At 70.7% G+C, this 17,798-nt stretch carries 10 protein-coding genes; 8 read left to right on the top strand and 2 right to left on the bottom strand.

The features are described 5' to 3' along the window. Positions 1 to 53 precede the first annotated feature (53 nt). Positions 54 to 4,298: a hypothetical protein gene (locus HNQ52_RS06570; RefSeq protein WP_183960313.1), complete on the top strand. Its 4,245-nt coding sequence runs from the start codon at positions 54 to 56 to the stop codon at positions 4,296 to 4,298. Positions 4,299 to 4,541: 243 nt separating this feature from the next. Then, the gene (gene speA, locus HNQ52_RS06565) at positions 4,542 to 6,431 is read left to right on the top strand and encodes a biosynthetic arginine decarboxylase (protein WP_183960312.1); all 1,890 of its coding nucleotides are present in this window, start codon (positions 4,542 to 4,544) and stop codon (positions 6,429 to 6,431) included. Positions 6,432 to 6,730: 299 nt separating this feature from the next. On the opposite strand, the gene HNQ52_RS06560 is transcribed toward speA, so the two are convergent. Beyond that, the gene (locus HNQ52_RS06560; protein ID WP_183960311.1) at positions 6,731 to 8,689 is read right to left on the bottom strand and encodes an LVIVD repeat-containing protein; all 1,959 of its coding nucleotides are present in this window, start codon (positions 8,687 to 8,689) and stop codon (positions 6,731 to 6,733) included. A gap of 546 nt (positions 8,690 to 9,235) precedes the next feature. Further along, positions 9,236 to 11,674, bottom strand: coding sequence for a winged helix-turn-helix domain-containing protein (locus tag HNQ52_RS06555; RefSeq protein WP_183960310.1), 2,439 nt, complete (start codon positions 11,672 to 11,674; stop codon positions 9,236 to 9,238). Between the two features lie 95 nt (positions 11,675 to 11,769). On the opposite strand from HNQ52_RS06555, the gene gspF reads away from it, so the two are divergent. The 6 genes from gspF to rpoH all read left to right on the top strand — a co-directional run bounded on the left by gspF (position 11,770) and on the right by rpoH (position 17,537). After that, a complete protein-coding gene (gene gspF / locus HNQ52_RS06550; protein WP_183960309.1) occupies positions 11,770 to 12,978 on the top strand; it encodes a type II secretion system inner membrane protein GspF in 1,209 nt (402 codons plus the stop codon). 88 nt (positions 12,979 to 13,066) lie between these two features. Further along, positions 13,067 to 13,750 carry a cell division ATP-binding protein FtsE gene (ftsE, locus tag HNQ52_RS06545; protein WP_183960308.1) on the top strand — a complete coding sequence of 228 codons (684 nt, stop codon included), beginning with the start codon at positions 13,067 to 13,069 and terminating at the stop codon, positions 13,748 to 13,750. 62 nt (positions 13,751 to 13,812) lie between these two features. Then, the gene (gene ftsX / locus HNQ52_RS06540) at positions 13,813 to 14,739 is read left to right on the top strand and encodes a permease-like cell division protein FtsX (RefSeq protein WP_183960718.1); all 927 of its coding nucleotides are present in this window, start codon (positions 13,813 to 13,815) and stop codon (positions 14,737 to 14,739) included. After that, positions 14,736 to 15,581, top strand: a complete 846-nt coding sequence (locus HNQ52_RS06535) for a response regulator (protein ID WP_183960307.1) — start codon at positions 14,736 to 14,738, stop codon at positions 15,579 to 15,581. The genes ftsX and HNQ52_RS06535 overlap by 4 nt, the downstream gene beginning before the upstream one ends. 7 nt (positions 15,582 to 15,588) lie before the next feature. Then, positions 15,589 to 16,314, top strand: a complete 726-nt coding sequence (gene ung, locus HNQ52_RS06530) for a uracil-DNA glycosylase (RefSeq protein ID WP_183960306.1) — start codon at positions 15,589 to 15,591, stop codon at positions 16,312 to 16,314. A 359-nt stretch (positions 16,315 to 16,673) separates the two neighbouring features. Beyond that, on the top strand, positions 16,674 to 17,537 hold the full coding sequence (gene rpoH, locus HNQ52_RS06525) for an RNA polymerase sigma factor RpoH (RefSeq protein ID WP_425486478.1): 864 nt from the start codon (positions 16,674 to 16,676) through the stop codon (positions 17,535 to 17,537). Positions 17,538 to 17,798: the final 261 nt, after the last annotated feature.

The raw sequence follows: 17,798 nt of genomic DNA, 5'->3' as shown, positions 1-17,798 counted from the left end.
TCGCGCAACTTGCACGTTCGGCTAGGCTCGCGGCATCACGACGGGAGAGCGGCATGGGTACGGGCTCGGCGCAGCGTGGCGGGTGGGTGGCTTGGGTGGCGGGCGTCTGCCTGCTGGCGTTGCAGGCGGGGTCCGCGCTGGCGGCGCCGGTGCCGCCGGTGCTGGAGCCGTGGCGGGAGTGGGTGCTGCACGGACAGGCCGAGGCGCTGTGCACGCCGTTCGAATCGGCCACGCGCTGCGCCTGGCCGGGCGAGCTGGCGCTGGACGTGGACGCCGACGGGGCGCGCTTTACCCAGACCTGGACCCTGCAGGCGCCGCAGCGGGTGCCGCTGCCGGGCTCGGGCGAGTGGCGGCCGATCGAGGTGACCGCCAACGGCGCGCCGGTGCCGGTGCTCAACGACGGCGGGCCATGGGTGCTGCTGCCGGCCGGGACGCATCGGCTGGCCGGGCGCTTCGCCTGGGCGCGGCGACCGGCCACGTTGCCGGTGCCCGGCGCGATCGCGCTGGTGTCGCTGCGCGTGGACGGCGTGACGGTGGCGGCGCCGGAGCGCAACAGCGAGGACGCTCTGGTGCTCGGCGCGGCCGGCGCCGGCGAAAGCGATGCGCTGCAGATCGAAACCTATCGCCTGCTCGCCGACGGCGTGCCGCAGATGCTGGCGACGCTGGTGCGGGTGTCGGTGTCGGGCAAGCCGCGCGAGCAGGTGCTGGCGCCGCTGCTGCCGGCCGGTTTCGTGCCCGTGCTGCTCGATGGCGAGCTGCCGGCGCGCATCGACGGCGACGGCAGTGTGCGCGTGCAGCTGCGCGCCGGGCAGTGGGAGCTGCTGCTGGTGGCGCGCGCGGCGACGCCGATGACCGAATTCCGCCTGCCGGCCATCGCGGCCGACGGTGTGCTGCCGACGCAGGAGATCTGGCAGTTCCGCGACGATCCGCTGTTCCGCCTTGCCCAGTTCGGCGGCGTGCCGGGCATCGACCCGACGCAGGCCGATACCCCCGACTGGAGCGCTCCGGGTTTCGAAATCGAGCTGCTGGACCAGCACCTGTTCGACGGCAGCGACACCCTGCCGGGCTACGTGCTCGATGCCGACAGCGTCGCCACTCTCGACGTGAAACTGCGCGGCCTGCCGAGCGAGCGCCCGGCGCGGCTGTCTCTGCAACGCGAGCTGTGGCTGGATTTCGACGGCGGCGGCTATCTGGCGCAGGACACCATTCACGGCCAGCTCGGCAGCGAGCAGCGGCTGGACATGGCGGCGCCGTGGTCGCTCGAACGGGCCACGCGCGACGGCACGTCGCCGCTGCTGGTGACGCGCGGCGCATCGCCGGAGCTTTCCGGCGTCGAGATGCGCGACCCGGCTGTCTCGCTCGACACCGGTGCCCGCGCGCCGCGCGGCGGCAGCCTGCCCGCCAACGGCTGGACGCAGCCGTTCGATTCGGCCAGCACCGTGCTGCACCTGCCGCCCGGCTACAGGCTGCTCGGCGCCACCGGTGCCGATCGTGCCGGTGGCAGCTGGTGGGACGCGTGGTCGCTGCTCGACATCTTCCTGCTGAGCCTGTTTGCGCTCATGGCCTTCCGCCTCGGCGGCGTGGCGCTGGGTGCCGGCCTGGTGGCGTGGGTGCTGCTGGCGTGGCACGAGCCGCTGGCGCCGCGTGTCTCGCTGCTGTGCGCGGTGGCGCTGAGCCTGCTGCTGCGGCACCTACCGCCGGGACGGTTGGCACGTGTCACCGGGATTGTGCGCAATGTGATCCTCGTGCTGGCGGCGCTGCTGGTGTTGCCGTTTGCGGCGCAACAACTGCGCCTCTCGCTGCATCCGCAGCTGGAACGCGACAGCACGGCGCGCGGCTACAGCACGCCGCTCGTGGCCGATTGGGGCGGCCAACCCCAGATGGCGATGGAAATGGCACCTGCGGCCCCACCGCCGCCGCCCGCGCCGGTGATGGCCGACGACGGCAACACGCTCGATCGCGTCGAAGTGACCGGTTCGCGCATCCAGCGCGTCGACACCGAAGTGAGCGGCACGCGGGTCAAGACCGTCGACCTGTTCCGCTACCCGGCCGACACCATCGCGCAGGCGGGATCGGCACGGCCGGGCTGGGACTGGCACAACCATGCGCTGCAATGGAACGGCCCGTTGGCCGTAGGCACGGAGCTTGGCCTGGTGGTGTCGCCGCCGTGGCTGACGCGCACTTGGCGCGTGCTGGCGGTGCTGCTGCTGGCCTTCATCGTGTGGCGCATCGCGCGGCCGGTGCAGCCCGTCCCGAGTGGCGCGGCGTCGACGCGACGCATGCGTCGCCCGGCCGCTGCCGCGGGGCTGGTGTTGGCGTGCGGACTCGGCGCGCTGCCGGCAGACCGTGCAGCGGCGCAGGCGCCGATGGCACCGATCCCCGGACCGGACCTGCTGGCCGAACTCCGCACACGCCTGCTCACGCCCGAGGTCGCCTGCCAGCCGCACTGCAGCGCGCTCGGCACCGTCACCGCCATCGCGGGCGACGGCACGCTGGTGCTCCAGCTCGACGCCCACACGCAGGCCGCCACCGCGTGGCCGCTGCCGCGGCCGGATGCCTCGGTGCAGCTCGTCGGCGTGCGTGTCGACGGTGTCGACGCCGCCGTGGCGCGCGACGGCAGCGGCGACTGGATCGCGCTCGACCGCGGCGTGCATCGCGTCGAGGCCTCGTATCGCGCCGACGGCGAACGCTGGCGCATCACCTTCCCGCTGCCGCCGGCCACGCTGGACGTGCGCGCCGACGGCTTCGAGATCGCCGGCGTCGACGAAGGCCGCCTCATCGGCGACACGCTCGACCTCGTGCCGCCGCGCCGCACTGCATCCGATACCGCCGTGGGCGGCGAAGGCACCAACGACGCGGCCACCGACAGCGTGCCCGTCTTCGTGCGCGTGCGGCGCGCCGTCACCATCGATCAGCAATGGCAGACCCACACCACGATCCAGCGCGTCGCGCCGCAGCGCAGCGGCATCACGCTGGCGATCGCGTTGCTGCCGGGCGAGCAGATCTACGCCACCTTTCCGGAAGGTGCGACGCCGCCGGTGCGCAATGGCCACGCCATCGTGTCGCTGCCGGCAGGCGAGACGCAGTTCACGTGGTCCTCGCGCCTGGTGCCGTCCGAAACATTGACGTTGACCGCCAGCGATGGCCGCCTCTACGCCGAAGAGTGGGTGCTGTCGGTGGCTCCGCTGCTGCACGTCGACACCGAAGGCCTGCCCCAATCCGGCGAAGACGCGCCTTCCGGTAGCCAGCGCTTCTTGCCGCTGCCGGGCGAAACGCTCACCGCGCGCGTCACGCGGCCGGTGGCGGTGGACGGCGCCAGCGTTGCGATCGAGGACGTGTCGCTCGATGTCGAGATCGGCCAGGAAGCGCGCAGCAGCTCGCTGACCTTCACGCTGCGCGCCACGCGCGCCGGCCAGCACATGCTGCAGCTGCCGGCGGACGCCGAGCTGCTCGGCTTTGCCATCGACGGCGCCGAACAACCGCTGCTGCTCGACGCCGGCCGTCTCACGCTGCCGCTGCGCACGGCGCCGCAACGCGTGTCGATCCGCTGGCGCGACGCCGTGCCCTCTTCGGCGCGCGTGTCCACGCCCGACGTGGCGCTGGGCGCATCGGCGGCCAACATCGCGCTCCACCTGCAACTGCCGCAGGACCGCTGGCTGCTGTTCACCAGCGGCCCGCGCGTCGGCCCGGCGGTGCTGTTCTGGAGCGGGCTGGCGGCGATGCTGCTGGTGGCGTTCGTGCTGGCGCGCATCGGCGGCACGCCGCTGCGCCTGCACGACTGGCTGCTGCTCGGGCTCGGCTTCTCGGCGCTGTCGTGGTGGCCGGCGATGCTGGTGGCGGCGTGGCTGTTCGTTATCGGCTGGCGCGCGCGGCATCCGGAATGGATGGCGCGGCGGCGGATTGCGATGCTGCTGCAGGTGGCGTTGATCGGTGCAACGGGCGTGGCGTTGCTGTGCCTGCTGCTGGCGATTCCGTACGGGTTGCTGAGCCAGCCGGACATGCATGTGACGGGCAACCAGTCGTGGGGCAATGCGCTGCGCTGGTTTGCCGATCGCAGTGCCGACGGCGTGTTGCCGGTGGCGAGTGCGGTGACGTTGCCGCTGTGGTGTTACAAGACCGCGATCCTGGTGTGGTCGCTGTGGCTGGCGAGTGCGTTGCTGCGCTGGTTGCGGTGGACGTGGGCGAGCCTCAATGCCGGCGGGTTCTGGCCGGCGAAGGCGGTGCCTGATGCCGCGCCCGCTACGCCCGCGACGACGGCGTCGACCAACACGCGCGAGGCGCCGCCGCCCGACGAATGATGCGCAGGCCTTCGCGGTTCGAGCTTGCAGTCCACACCAGGCCTCCCATCCTCCCGTCGTCCCGGCGTTCGCCGGGACGACGGTGGGGCTGGCGCGGACCGCTGCGGTCGGCTGCAGCGTGCAGCCTGCGGCGATCACGCACAGCCCATTCATCCCGTTCCGCTAAACTCCGCGTCCGCCCCGCGCTGCCGCGGAGTGTTCCTGCGCGACGCCCCGCGTCGCCGAGCCTTTGGAGACCCTGCGATGACCGACTGGTCGCTCGACCGTGCCCGCCGCACCTATTCCATCGAACACTGGGGCGAGGGGTATTTCGGCATCGACGACGCCGGCCGCATCGACGTGCGCCCGCGCGGCGACACCGGCCCCACCATCGCACTGCCCGAAGTCGTGGACCGCGCGCTCGCCGACGGCATGAAACTGCCGCTGCTGCTGCGTTTTTCCGACATCCTCGGCGACCGCCTCGCGCGCCTGCAGGGTGCCTTCGCCAAGGCCATGGAAGAACTCGCCTACGGTGGCGGCTACACCGCGATCTATCCGATCAAGGTCAACCAGCACCTCGGCGTGGCCGGCGAACTGGCCGCGCACGGCGGCGCAGGTTTCGGCCTGGAAGCCGGCTCCAAACCCGAGCTGATGGCCGTGCTGGCGCTGTCCAAGCCCGGCGGCGTCGTCATCTGCAACGGCTACAAGGATCGCGAATACATCCGCCTCGCGCTGATCGGCCGCCGCCTCGGACTGGAAACCTACATCGTCATCGAGAAGGCGTCCGAACTGCGCCTGGTCATCGAGGAAGCGCGAGCGCTCGGCGTGAAGCCCGGCCTCGGCGTGCGCATGCGGCTCGCGTCGCTCGGTGCCGGCAAGTGGCAGAACTCCGGTGGCGACAAGGCCAAGTTCGGCCTCTCGCCGCGCCAGCTGCTCGACCTCGTCGAGGAACTCAAGCGCGTCGGCCTTGCCGACTGCCTGAACCTGCTGCACTTCCACATGGGCTCGCAGATCTCGAACGTGCGCGATATCGCCAACGGCATGCGCGAGGCGGTGCGTTACTTCGTGGAAGTGTCGGGCCTGGGTTGTAATGTGAAATACCTCGACGTGGGCGGCGGCCTCGGCGTCGATTACGAAGGCACACGTTCGCGCAGCTTCTGCTCGACCAACTACGGCCTGGAGCAGTACGCCTTCAACATCGTGCAGCCGCTCGCCGACGCCTGCCTCGAACACCAGCTGCCGCAGCCCACTGTGCTGACCGAATCCGGCCGCGCGATGACGGCGCACCATGCCGTGCTCGTGGCCAACGTGTCGGAAGTGGAAGCCGCACCCACGGGCTCGGTGCCCGCGGTCGACGGCGACGAACCGGCTGCGATCCGCCACCTTCGCGAGATCCACGCCGCGCTCGACGAGCGCCCGGCGCTGGAGCTGTTCCAGGAGGCGCAGCACTACCAGGCCGAAGGCCTGAGCCTGTATGCGCACGGTGCGCTGACGCTGGCCGAGCGCGCGCATCTGGACGATCTGTTCTACGCAATCGCGCACGGTGTGCGTTCGCGTCTTTCGTACGATGAAAAGAACCATCGCCCGGTGCTCGACGAACTCGCCGAGCGCCTGGTCGACAAGTATTTCGTCAACTTCTCCGTGTTCGAATCGGTGCCGGACGTGTGGGCGATCGACCAGGTCTTCCCGATCGTGCCGATCGCGCGCCTCAACGAACGGCCGACGCAGCGCGGCGTGATCGCCGATCTCACCTGCGATTCGGACGGGCGCATCGATACGTATGTGGACGATGGCGATCTGGACACGTCGATGGCGCTGCACGTGCCGCGTGCGGGCGAGAGCTATCGCCTCGGCATCTTCATGGTCGGCGCGTACCAGGACACCCTGGGCGACATCCACAACCTGTTCGGCGACACCGACGCGGTGAACGTGCGGCTGACGCAGAGCGGCTACGCGTTCGAGCGCTCGCGCCGCGGCGACACATCGGACGTGATGCTCGACTACGTCGGCTACGATCTTGCGCACCTGCGTGCGACCTATGCCGCGAACGTCGACGCGGCGAACCTGCCGGCAGACGAAGCGGCGCGGCTGAAGGCCGCGCTGGAAGCGGGGTTGACCGGCTACACCTATCTTGCCGACGAGCCCATCGGCTGACGTCACGCCGCAGAGCGCCGTCCCGCACGCCGACGCGCGTTTCCTTCTCCCGTCGGGAGAAGGTGCCGAAGGCGGATGAGGGACGGGGGTTGCGTCGACCGCAGACGCCGCGTGCGGGGACGAGCAGGCGGCGCGTGCCAGCGAGGCACCGATGGAATGCTTCGGTCAGCTGGAGTGGCTTGCCCTCATCCGCCTGCCGGCACCTTCTCCCGATGGGAGAAGGATTCCACTGCTGGACGCGACGAGGGATGCGGCCCCTCGCGTACTTGACGACGCGCGACTCTGCGACGTGTGTCCACTCATTCGAACCCGTCGGCGAAGATCTCCGGCGGCAGCGGTTCGACCGGTTCCTCGCCGAAGACGAACAGGCCCGAGTAGCCCGTCGCCGCATACAGGGTTGCATCGGGACCGAGGCGCAGCGAGCGCGGCGCCGCCGGCAGCGGCAGGCGCTGGCGTTCCACCGGATTCGCCGCATCGGCGATGTCGATTTCGACGATGCCGCTGTCGGTGCCGTACCAGGCCGATTCGCCGTCCACCGCCAGGGCGTTGAACGGCGCGCCGGGGTCGGCAACCTGCAGCCGGCCGATGCGGGCCGGCGCGGCGGGATCGGTGATGTCGAGGATGTGCAGACCCTCGCTGCAGGCCACGTAGGCGGTCGTCAGGTCGTCGGACACCACTACGTCGGACGCGTATTCGCAGTCGGTGTTGTAGATGCTCAGCAACTGGAGGTTTGCCGGGTCGGTGCCGTCGAAGAGGCGCAGGCCGGCCGGGTTTTCGTCGAACACGTGGTCGGCGACCAGCACGAGATTGCCGGCGGTGCGCACGCGCATCGCCTTCGAGGTGATCTCCACGTCGCGGACGATCGGCGCGCCGGCGTCGCTGACGTCGATGGCGGCGAGCAGGCCGCCGTTGGTCGAGGTGCCGAGGAACAGCACGTCGCCGCGCACCGCCATCGAAGTCGCCGCGAACGCCTCGACAAAACCGATCTGCACCGGCGCCGCCGGATCGCTGCTGTCGAGGATGACCACGCCCGAGCCCCAGCTTGCGAGGTAGGTGCGGTCGCCATCGACGAGCAGTTCCTCGTAGGCGCGCGACATCGGCACCTGTTCGATGTCGGGTTCCACCAGCGCCTGCGGTTCCAGCGTGGCCGCGTCCGCCACCTGGATGCCGAAGTCGTTGCCGAGGATGTAGGCGTGCCCGGCGTTGAAACCAATGTCGTACGGGACCGAGCCGCCGGCCAGGATCGAGGTGCTGCGCTGCGCGAGCGCGTCCGGATCGGCGGCGTCGATGCGCAGCAGGCGGTCGACGCGGGTGGCGACGAGCAGGTCGCTGCCGTCGAACGCGGTGCCTTCGGCGAGGTAGGTGTCGATCGGGAACTGGCCGCCCGGGACGACGGTGTCGGGATCGGTGATGTCGAACACGTCGAGGCGCGCGTTGCCCAGGCCAAAGGCGTGGGTGGCGGTGGCGGTGCCGCCGTAGTAGACCGACACGCCGTCGTCATAGGTGCCGCGCGGCGCCGGCACGGTGGGCGCGCTGAAATCGAACACGCCCACGCCCAGGCCGACGCCCACCACGTACGGCGGGGCCAGCGCCGCGGCGACGTAGCTCGCGCCCGGCACCGAGCCGCTGCCGAGCGCGATCGGTGCGGCCGGATCGGTGATGTCGTACACGTTCACCGAGTAGTCGCCGAAGAAGTTGCGCCCGATGCCGTAGAGCCGGTTGCCGTCGATGCGGCCGCGGGTGAACCCGGCGAAGGTGTCCAGCACGCGGGTGAAGACCGGCGCGGCGGGGTCGCTGAGGTCGGCGCGGAAGATGCCGGCGCCGCCGTCGAACACGAACAGCTCGCCGTTGCCGGCGACGACCGCGCCGGTTTCGCGGAATTCGGCGTCGTAGGCGATCTGGGCGACGAGTTCGGGCCGGGCCGGGTCGGCCAGCGAGAACACCGCGACGCCGTCGGTCTCGGACGAGGGGCCGCTGAACGCGGCGTAGAGGTAGCCGTTGTCGAGGCTGACGATGTTGGTGATGGCGCCGCGCAGCGGCGTGGTGTCGGTGCGCGAGGTCACCACCGGAGCGGCCGGGTCGCTGGCGTCGATGGTGGTGAGGATGCTGCCGCTGGGCTGGTAGACGTAATCGCCGGCCGGCAGCGGATCGGTGGGGCGGCCACCGAGCGCGCGTTCGAGCTGCAGGTCGGTGGCGGCGAAGACGGGGGTGGCGAGGACGGCCGCGAGGGCGAGGGGCAGGGCGCGAAGACGGGACATCGGAACTCCGGTCGTGCGGCGCGGGTGGCGCCGATGCCTTGCACCGTAGTGACAGCGGCGTCCGGGCGCGTTCGTGCGGCATTCGTTTTTCGTTCGTCGATGGTTTCCTTTTTCGGATCAGGAGGTTGTCTGGGCGAAAACGGGTGTCCGAGGGGCTGCGGCCGCTCCAGCGGGTGCTCGATGAAAGGTGTCCGATGGACCCGACATCATCGCCACCCGCACCCACCGTCGTCCCGGCGAACGCCGGGACGCAGTGACTTTGCTTGGCGCGGCCAACGACGAGCACCACAGAACCGAGAAACTCACTGGGTCCCGGCGTTCGCCGGGACGACGGGTGGATGACGACGGGTCATCTGATGCCGCGGCGTGGGAGTGGGAGTGGGAGTGGGAGTGGGAGTGGGAGTGGGCGTGGCGTCTGTGGGTGGGCGGGCGGGCGGGCAGGGAGCATCGGCCCGAGCGCTCCGGATTGCGGACGGCGATGGCACAGACAAGAGTCTATTGCTTCGATAATGCGCCCAAAATCGCCGAAATTCCTCGAATGCGTCGTCAACGCACCGTATTTTTCAACTCCGCCACCGGCACCCGCTCTCCGCCCAATCGCGCCGCGTGCTCCATCGCCTGCTGCCACGGCGCCACCCGCCCGGTGGCGCCATAGACCTGTGCCTGCACGACGGCGGCGCGGTAGTCCGCGTCGGCCCAGGCCGAAACGCGGCCGGACACGGCCTCGGCCGTGTCTAATGCGCCGTTCCGCACCAGTGCCTCGACGTACTCGAACGCCACCTCCACCAACGCCTCGGGAATGCCCAGCGCCTCGGCCTCCGCCATCGCGGCGGCGTAGCGCTCCCGCGCCTGCGGCCACGGGTCCTGCCGCGCCAGGGCCAGGGCCACGCCGATGCGCATGCAAGCAAGGTCCTGGTGCTCTTCGGTGTCGACCTGCAACTGCGCAAGGTCGGCGGCCGCATCGGCTGCGCGGCCACCGGCGCGCAGCGCGTCGAACCGCAACCGCTGCGCTGCGAGGTAGCTGCAGGGATCGATGATCGGCGCTTCCATCGTGCGCGCCGCCACGGCCGCCGCGTCCATCGGCGCGCGATCGCCGCGCTCGGCCGCCAGCCGCAGCGCGAGCGACGCGGCGCGCGCCCGCGCCTGACGGTCGAGCAGCGGGTCAGTCTGCGCCAGCACCGCGTCCACCAGCGGCTGCGCGTCGGCGAAGCGGCCCTGCAGCGTCAGCAGGCGCGCGCGCAGCACCACCACGGTCCAGCGCATGCGCGCGTTGCTGACATGGCGGTCCGGTGGCCAGAGCGTGTCGACCGTGGCCAGCGCCTGCGCGTGGTCGAGCAGTTCGGCGTGCACCTCGGCCAGGCTGACGGTGGCGAAGACGCTCTCCTCCACCGCGCCGATGCTGCGGAAGCGGTCGCGCGCCTGGCGCAGCATCGGCAGCGCGTCGTGCGGGTGTTCGCGCATGCGCGCGATCTGGGCGAGGTTGACGTCCACCTGCGCGAGGCCCAGGGCGTCGTTGGCCGCGTGCAGTTCGTTGCGCGCGCGGCCAAGGTCGGCGACGGCCGCGTCGAGTTCGCCCGCGAGTGCGTCGGCCGATCCGCGCCCGAGCAGCGCGGTGCCGCGCGTGCCGGGATCGCTGCCGTCGGCGAGCAGGTCGACGGCCGCGCCATAGTGTTCGCGGCCGAGCGCGATCTTGCGCTGGCGCAGCTGCGCCGCGGCCAGCGTCACCAGCAACCTGGCGTGCAGACTGCGCTGGCCGGGATCGTCCAGCTGCGCCAGCGCGGGCGGGACGATCGCTTCCACGCCGACGTAGTCGCCCTCGCGCAGCGCAAGCTGGGCGCGGCGGTGGACGAGTTCGGGGCTGCCGCGCAGCGTGGCGGGCGCGGCGTCGAGCAGGTCGCGCGCCAGGTCGAGCTGGTCGGACAGCATCGCCGCGCGGGTGCGGTGCAGCAGTTCCTCGAGTTCGGCCGAGACCGCCGGCGGCGGCACGCGTCCCAGATGCACCAGCAGCAGGTCGGTGGCGCGGCGTGCGGCGACGATGGGGTCGGCATCGCTCGCGTCGATCGACAGCGCCGCGCCGCCGCTGCGTTCCAGCGTGACGGTCCATGCGTCCACGCCGCGCACGAGCCGCGCGTGCAGCACATGCGCGGCGAGCCGGCCCGGTTCGAGCGCGTCGCGGTTGCGCGCCAGCGCGCCGAGCACGGTTTCGCTCGGCAAGGTGGCGACGCCGCCTTCGCGCAGGCGCCCGGCAACGAGGTCCATCACGCCAAGCCGCAGCCACTGGTGGGTGGCGTCGGCATCGATCTGCGCCGGCAGCACGACGGCGGTGTCGGCGGCGGGCGCGCCCGCGCCCGCGGCGGCCGGCGGCTCGCGGCGCGTGGCCAGCACGCCGGCGACGATCGCGGCCAGCAGCGCGAGCAGTGCGACGGCGGCGGGCCAGCGTGCCTGCGGCCGCGTCCGCCCGGCCGCGGGCGCGGGCATCGGGTGTGGGTCGGACAACGGCATGGATGGCGAAGGCGCCGTGCCGATCGCTGCCGGTTCCGCGTCGCCGTTCCGCGGCCGGGCCACGTTCGCGTCACCGTCGGCCGACGCGTCGCGCGCCGGAGGCTGCGCGGCGGCAGCATGCGCTGGCGCCGACAGTGCCGGTTCGTTCGACGACGCATTCGCCTCCTCCACCTCCAGCGGCGCCACCCAGCGGTAACCGAAACGCGGCACGGTCAGGATTGCGGCTTGTTGCCGCCCGTCGTCGCCGAGCGCACGGCGCGCCTTGAGCACGGTCTGGCCGAGCACCGTGTCGCTGACGTCGGTGCGGCCCCACACCGCGGCGCCGAGTTCGTCGCGGCCGACCGCGCGATCGGCGTTCGCGATGAGGTAGGCGATCACGTCGAACGTGCTGGTGGCGAGCGTCAGCGGCGTGCCGTCCTCGGTCAGCGCGCGGCGCGCCGGGTCGAGCCGGAAGCGGCCGAAGCGGTGGATCGGTGCGGGCATGGCAAACGTCGGCGGAAGCGGGGGTCGGACGGACGGGAGACGGCAAGCGTCGCACCGCGCCGCGGCCGGCGCCAGCCACGCCGTACACTAGCGCGATGCCCGCCTTCGCCTACCACGCCCTCGACGCCGCCGGCCGCAACACGCGCGGCGTGCTGCAGGCCGACACCGCACGCGCCGCGCGCGCCAGCCTGCGCGAACGCGGCCTGCATCCGCTGCAGCTCGACGTGCTGAGCGAAAACGCGGCCACGTCGGTCGGCGCGCGCCTGGGCGGCACGCTGAGCGGCGCGCAGCTCGCGCTGATGACGCGCCAGCTGGCGGCGCTGATCGGTTCCGGCCTGCCGATCGACGAGGCCCTGGCCGCGCTCGCCGACGCCAGCGACGGCCGTCTGCGCACCCAGGTGGTGGCGCTGCGTTCGCGCGTGATGGAGGGCGCCGGGCTGGCCGCGGCAATGGCCGAGTTCCCGGCCACATTCCCGGCGCTGTACCGCGCCTCGATCGCCGCCGGCGAATCGTCGGGCAAGCTCGACGCGGTGATGCGCCGCCTTGCGGACTACGCCGAAAGCCGCGACCTGCTGCGCCGTCGCATCACGCTAGCGCTCACCTATCCGGCGCTGCTGGCCGGCGTGGCGCTGCTCGTCGTCGCCGGCCTGATGATCTGGGTGGTGCCGCAGGTGGTCGGCGTGTTCGCGCAGTTCGACCAGGCCCTGCCGTGGCCGACACGTGTGCTGATTGCCGTGTCGGACCTGATCCGCGCGCATCCGGGCTGGCTGGTGCTGCCGCCGCTGCTGCTCGTGGTGCTGGTCGTCGCGGTGCGGCGCAGCCCGCCGCTGCGTGCGGCCTGGCATCGCGTGGCCTTGCAGTTGCCGATCGTCGGGCGCCTGGTGCGCGCGGCGGAAACGGCGCGGTTCGCGCGCACGCTGGCGTTGCTGGTCGGCAGTGCGGTGCCGCTGCTCGAAGCGCTCGGCATCGCCGCGCAGGTGGTGAGCAACATTCCGCTGCACGCGGCGCTGAGCCGCGTCGCGATGCGCGTGCGCGAAGGCCAGGGACTGTCGCGCGCATTGCTCGACACGAAGGAATTTCCGCCGATCGCGGTGCGCTTGATCGGCAGCGGCGAGAAAAGCGGACGGCTCGACGACATGCTGTTCGAGGCCGCCGCGCATCAGGAGCGCGAGCTCGACACCACGCTCGGCGTCGCAATGGCCGCGCTCGGCCCGGGCGTGATCCTCGCGGTCGGCGGGCTCGTGCTGTTCATCGTGCTGGCGATCCTGCTGCCGATCTTCGAACTCAACTCGCTCGTGAAGTGAGCGGGCGCCTGGGGTGGCGTGTGCGCGTCCGCGCACAAGCGGCACCCACGCATGCTACCGTTCCGCGTCGTCTCCGACCCGTCCGCGCATGGCACTGCTCCGCTTCGATCACGTCAGCAAACAGTACCCCGGCGGATTCGAGGCGCTGAGCGACATCAGTTTCGACATCGACCCCGGCGAGATGCTCTTCGTCACCGGCCACTCCGGCGCCGGCAAGAGCACCCTGCTGCGCCTGATCCACCTGAGCGAACGTCCGTCGCGCGGCACCGTGCTGCTGGAAGGCAAGAACCTCGCGCAGGTCAAGACGCGCCGCATCCCGTTCCATCGCCGCCGCGTCGGCGTGGTGTTCCAGGACCACCGCCTGCTGATGGACCGCAGCGTGTTCGACAACGTGGCGCTGCCGCTGATCATCGCCGGCGTGCCGCGCGGCGAGATCGGCAAGCGCGTGCGCACCGTGCTCGACAAGGTCGGGCTCGGCAACCGCGAAAAGGCCCTGCCGATCGCGCTGTCGAGCGGCGAGCAGCAGCGCGTGGGCATCGCGCGCGCCGTCGCCGCGCAGCCGCTGCTGCTGGTGGCCGACGAACCCACCGGCAACCTCGATCCGAACCTGGCCGCCGAAATCATGCAGCTGTTCGCGTCCCTGCCGGCGCAGGGCACGGCGGTGCTGATCGCCAGCCACGATCTGCACATCGTGCGTCGCCTGCAGAAGCGGGTGCTCGTGCTCGACCACGGCAGACTCATCGACGATTACCGTCCGGCGTCGTCCCCGTGAGCGCGACGCGCAACAAGGCGAAAAAACCCGCGCCGGCGGCGGAGAAACGCAGCGGCGCGCGCCTGTCCGAACGCATCGGTGCGTGGGTCGACCTGCATCTCTACAGCCTGTTCTCCAGCCTCGGGCGACTCGCGCAGAAGCCCTGGGCAACGCTGTTGACCGTGGGCGTGATGGCCATCGCGCTGGCCCTGCCGCTGTGCCTGGCGGTGCTGCTGGGCAATGTCGAGCGGCTGTCGGGCTCGTTCCGCGAGTCGCGCGACATCTCGCTGTTCCTCAAGCCGGAGATCGTGCTCGATCAGGCCAGAAGCGTGGCCGAGCGCCTGCGCACCGAGCCCGGGATCGAGGCCGTGCTGCTGCGCAGCCCGGACGAAGGCCTGGCCGAATTCCGCGAAATGGCCGATTTCGCCGGCGCGCTGGCGCTGCTGCAGGACAATCCGCTGCCTTCCGTGCTGGTGATCACACCGCAGTCAGCCGAGGGCGGCGACACTCTGGCCGTCACGCTCGCCGCCCTGCCCGAAGCCGACTACGTGCAGCACGATGCGTTGTGGCGCATCAAGCTTGGCGCCTGGCTGCGGCTCGGGCGCCACCTGACCGCGCTGTGCGCCGCGTTGCTAGGGCTGGGCGCGCTGCTGGTGGTGGGCAACACCGTCCGCCTGGACATCCAGACCCGTGCCGAGGAGATCCGCACCGTGCAATTGCTGGGCGCCACCGATGGCTTCGTCCGCCGGCCCTTCCTGTACCTGGGCGCGTGTTACGGCCTGCTGGCCGGCGTGCTCGCGCTCGCGGTCGTGGCGATCGCGCGCCTGCTCGTGGCCGCGCCGGTGGGCGCGCTGGTCGAAAACTACGGCAGCGCGTTCGAACTGCGCGGCCTGCCGCCGCTGCTGGCCGGTGGTGCGCTTGCCGGTGCGATCGTGCTCGGCTGGCTGGGCGCGTGGCTCGCGGCAGGGCATCATCTACGCCGGACCCTGCCCGACGGAGGCGCAGCATGAGCTCAGCCGGCATCACCCGCCATGTCACCTCGGACACGCCGCGCGTGATGGTGGTCGATGGCTCCAAGGTGGTGCGCATGCTGATCGGCCAGGTGCTGACCAAGGACGTGCCCGGCGTCACCGTGATCGCCTGCGAAACCGGCGCCGAGGCGCGCCAGGCGCTGCAGGACGGCGTGGTGGACCTCGTGACGATGGCGCTGCGCCTGCCGGACATGGACGGCCTGGACCTCGCCCACTACATCCGCGAGCACACCCCGCAGGCCTACATTCCGATCATCGTCGTCTCCGGCGACGCGCAGGAGCGCCTGATCAACCGCAGCTTCGGCGACGATGTCACCGACTACTTCGACAAGGCGCTCGGCTTCAATGCGCTCTCGGCCTTCATCCGCGGCTACGTGCGTCCGGACGACGAAACCGGTGCCGAGGTGCTGTACGTCGAGGACAGCAAGGTCGTGGCGATGGCCACGCGCCGCATGATGGAAAAACACGGCCTCAAGGTGACCCACGTCATCAGCGTCGAAGACGCCCTCGCGCAGCTGGAGACCGCGCGCGCGCAGGATCGCCTGCCCGACATCATCCTCACCGACGTGTATCTGAAGAGCGGCCTCACCGGCAAGGATCTGCTCGAATGCGTGCGCGGTCCGCAGTTCGGTTATACGCGCGGCCAGCTTCCTGTCGTGGTGATGACGGGCGACGACAACGCCGCCAACCAGAGCGCCCTGCTGCGCGCCGGCGCCAACGATCTGGTTCAGAAGCCGATCGAGGAACGCCTGCTGGTGACCAAGCTCGTGTTCCAGCTGCGCGTCGGGCGCCTGATGCGGGCGCGCATGGCGGCGGCGTGAGCCGCGCGTGAGCGGCGAAGCGCGCAGCGTCGCGCTGCACCCGTCGTGGAAGGCGCGCCTGGCCGACGAACTCGCGAGCTCGTCAATGCAGACGCTCGGCAATTTCCTGCGCGCGGAGAAGGCCGCAGGCAAACGCATCTACCCGCCCGGCGGGCGCATCTTTGCGGCACTGGACGCAACGCCGTTCGAGGCGGTGAAGGTCGTCATTCTCGGGCAGGACCCGTACCACGGGCCCGGCCAGGCGCACGGGCTGTGTTTCTCGGTGCTGCCGGGCGTGGAGGTGCCGCCTTCGCTGGGCAACATCTACACCGAGATCGAGCGCGACTTGAACATCCCGCGCCCCGACCACGGCTGCCTGCTGCCGTGGGCCATGCAGGGCGTGCTGCTGCTCAACGCCGTGCTCACGGTCGAGGCCCATCGCGCCGGCTCGCATCAGGGCCGCGGCTGGGAATCCTTCACCGACGCCATCGTGCGCATGCTGTCGGCCGAGCGCGAGAACCTCGTCTTCCTGCTCTGGGGCAGCTACGCACAGAAAAAGGGCCAGCTCGTCGACGCGCGCCGGCACAAGGTGCTGAAGGCCCCGCACCCCTCGCCGCTGTCGGCGTACCGCGGCTTCATGGGTTGCGGTCACTTCGGCATCGCCAACGAAGTGCTCCGGCGCAACGGCCAGACGCCGATCGACTGGAGACTTCCGGCCCGGGTCGACGTCGAACGGATGCTCGCGAAACGCTGATCCCGCTTCTCCACCGGGCTCCCTCACCGTCGTCCCGGCGGCTCTCAACAGCGAAGCTGATCCAAGCCGGGACCCAGTGACGTCGGCTCTGCGCCTGGAAGTCCCAGCAACACCGCTGGGTCCCGGCTTCCGCCGGGACGACGACGGTGGGTTGGTGCCAATCCGACGGGCGGAGCGCCAACCTGTCTCAACGCTAAAGACCCGCGCCGACCCACCCCCGACCAAGGTCGACTCATGCCGCAAGGCACTGATTCATATGCCAGCGCGTAAGGTTGGATTTCAAGCCGGGTGGGAACCAAACCGTGATTTAGCACTCTAACCCGCCGACTGCTAAACTTCCTCCCCTGATGGAGAACACCATGACCCAAGCCCTTGTCGCCAGCAATTTCCCGATCCCGAGTGCGCTCGGATCGCTGGATGCCTACATCGGCGCGGTCAACCGCATCCCCGTGCTGACGCTGGACGAGGAGCAGGAATTGGCCCGCCGCCTGCAGCAGGACGAAGACCTCACCGCCGCCCGCGGCCTGGTGATGTCGCACCTGCGTTTCGTGGTGCACGTGGCGCGCGGCTACAGCGGCTACGGCCTGCAGATGGGCGACCTGATCCAGGAGGGCAACATCGGCCTGATGAAGGCGGTGAAGCGCTTCGACCCGGACCAGGGCGTGCGCCTCGTCTCGTTCGCCGTGCACTGGATCCGCGCCGAGATGCACGAGTTCATCCTGCGCAACTGGCGCATCGTCAAGGTGGCCACCACCAAGGCGCAGCGCAAGCTGTTCTTCAACCTGCGCAAGAGCAAGAAGCGCCTGGGCTGGATGAACCATGCGGAGGTGCAGACCATCGCCAAGGACCTCAACGTCCCGGTGTCCGAAGTGCTGGAAATGGAAGCGCGCCTGTCGGGCCGCGACATCGGTTTCGACGCGCCGTCCGGCGACGACGACGACAACGCGCCACCCGCGCCGATGCAGTACCTGGAGGCCACCGGCGCCGATCCGTCGATCTCGTACGCCGCGGACGACGAGGAAGGCAACCAGCTGGAGCTGCTGCGCGAAGGCCTGGCCAAGCTCGATGCGCGCTCGCGCGACATCATCAGGCGCCGCTGGCTCGACGCCGATTCGAAGGTCACGCTGCAGGAGCTGGCCGACGAATACGGCGTCTCGGCCGAACGCATCCGGCAGGTCGAGGCGAATGCGATGAAGAAGATGAAGGCGTTGTTTGCGGCGTAAGTCGCAGCGTCTGCGTCGGTGAAAGGAAGCGGCCTTCGGGCCGCTTCTTTTTTTGTGTGGGCGATGGCACGTTGATTCCATTCCGTCTGCGCCATCCCAACTCCCCCGTCGTCCCGGCGAAAGCCGGGACCCAGTGACGTTGCTCGGTGTTGCCGTCCTTCCATCAAAACCAAGAAACGCCACTGGGTCCCGGCTTTCGCCGGGACGACGGTGAGGGCGTCCGGACGATGCAGCAAGCTTTCCCCTTGCGCGATACTCGCC

It is taken from the genome of Chiayiivirga flava (assembly GCF_014202825.1).
Lineage (GTDB): Bacteria > Pseudomonadota > Gammaproteobacteria > Xanthomonadales > Xanthomonadaceae > Chiayiivirga > Chiayiivirga flava.
Note: the sequence above shows the minus strand (reverse complement) of the source record. Positions and strands in the feature narration are given on the sequence as shown.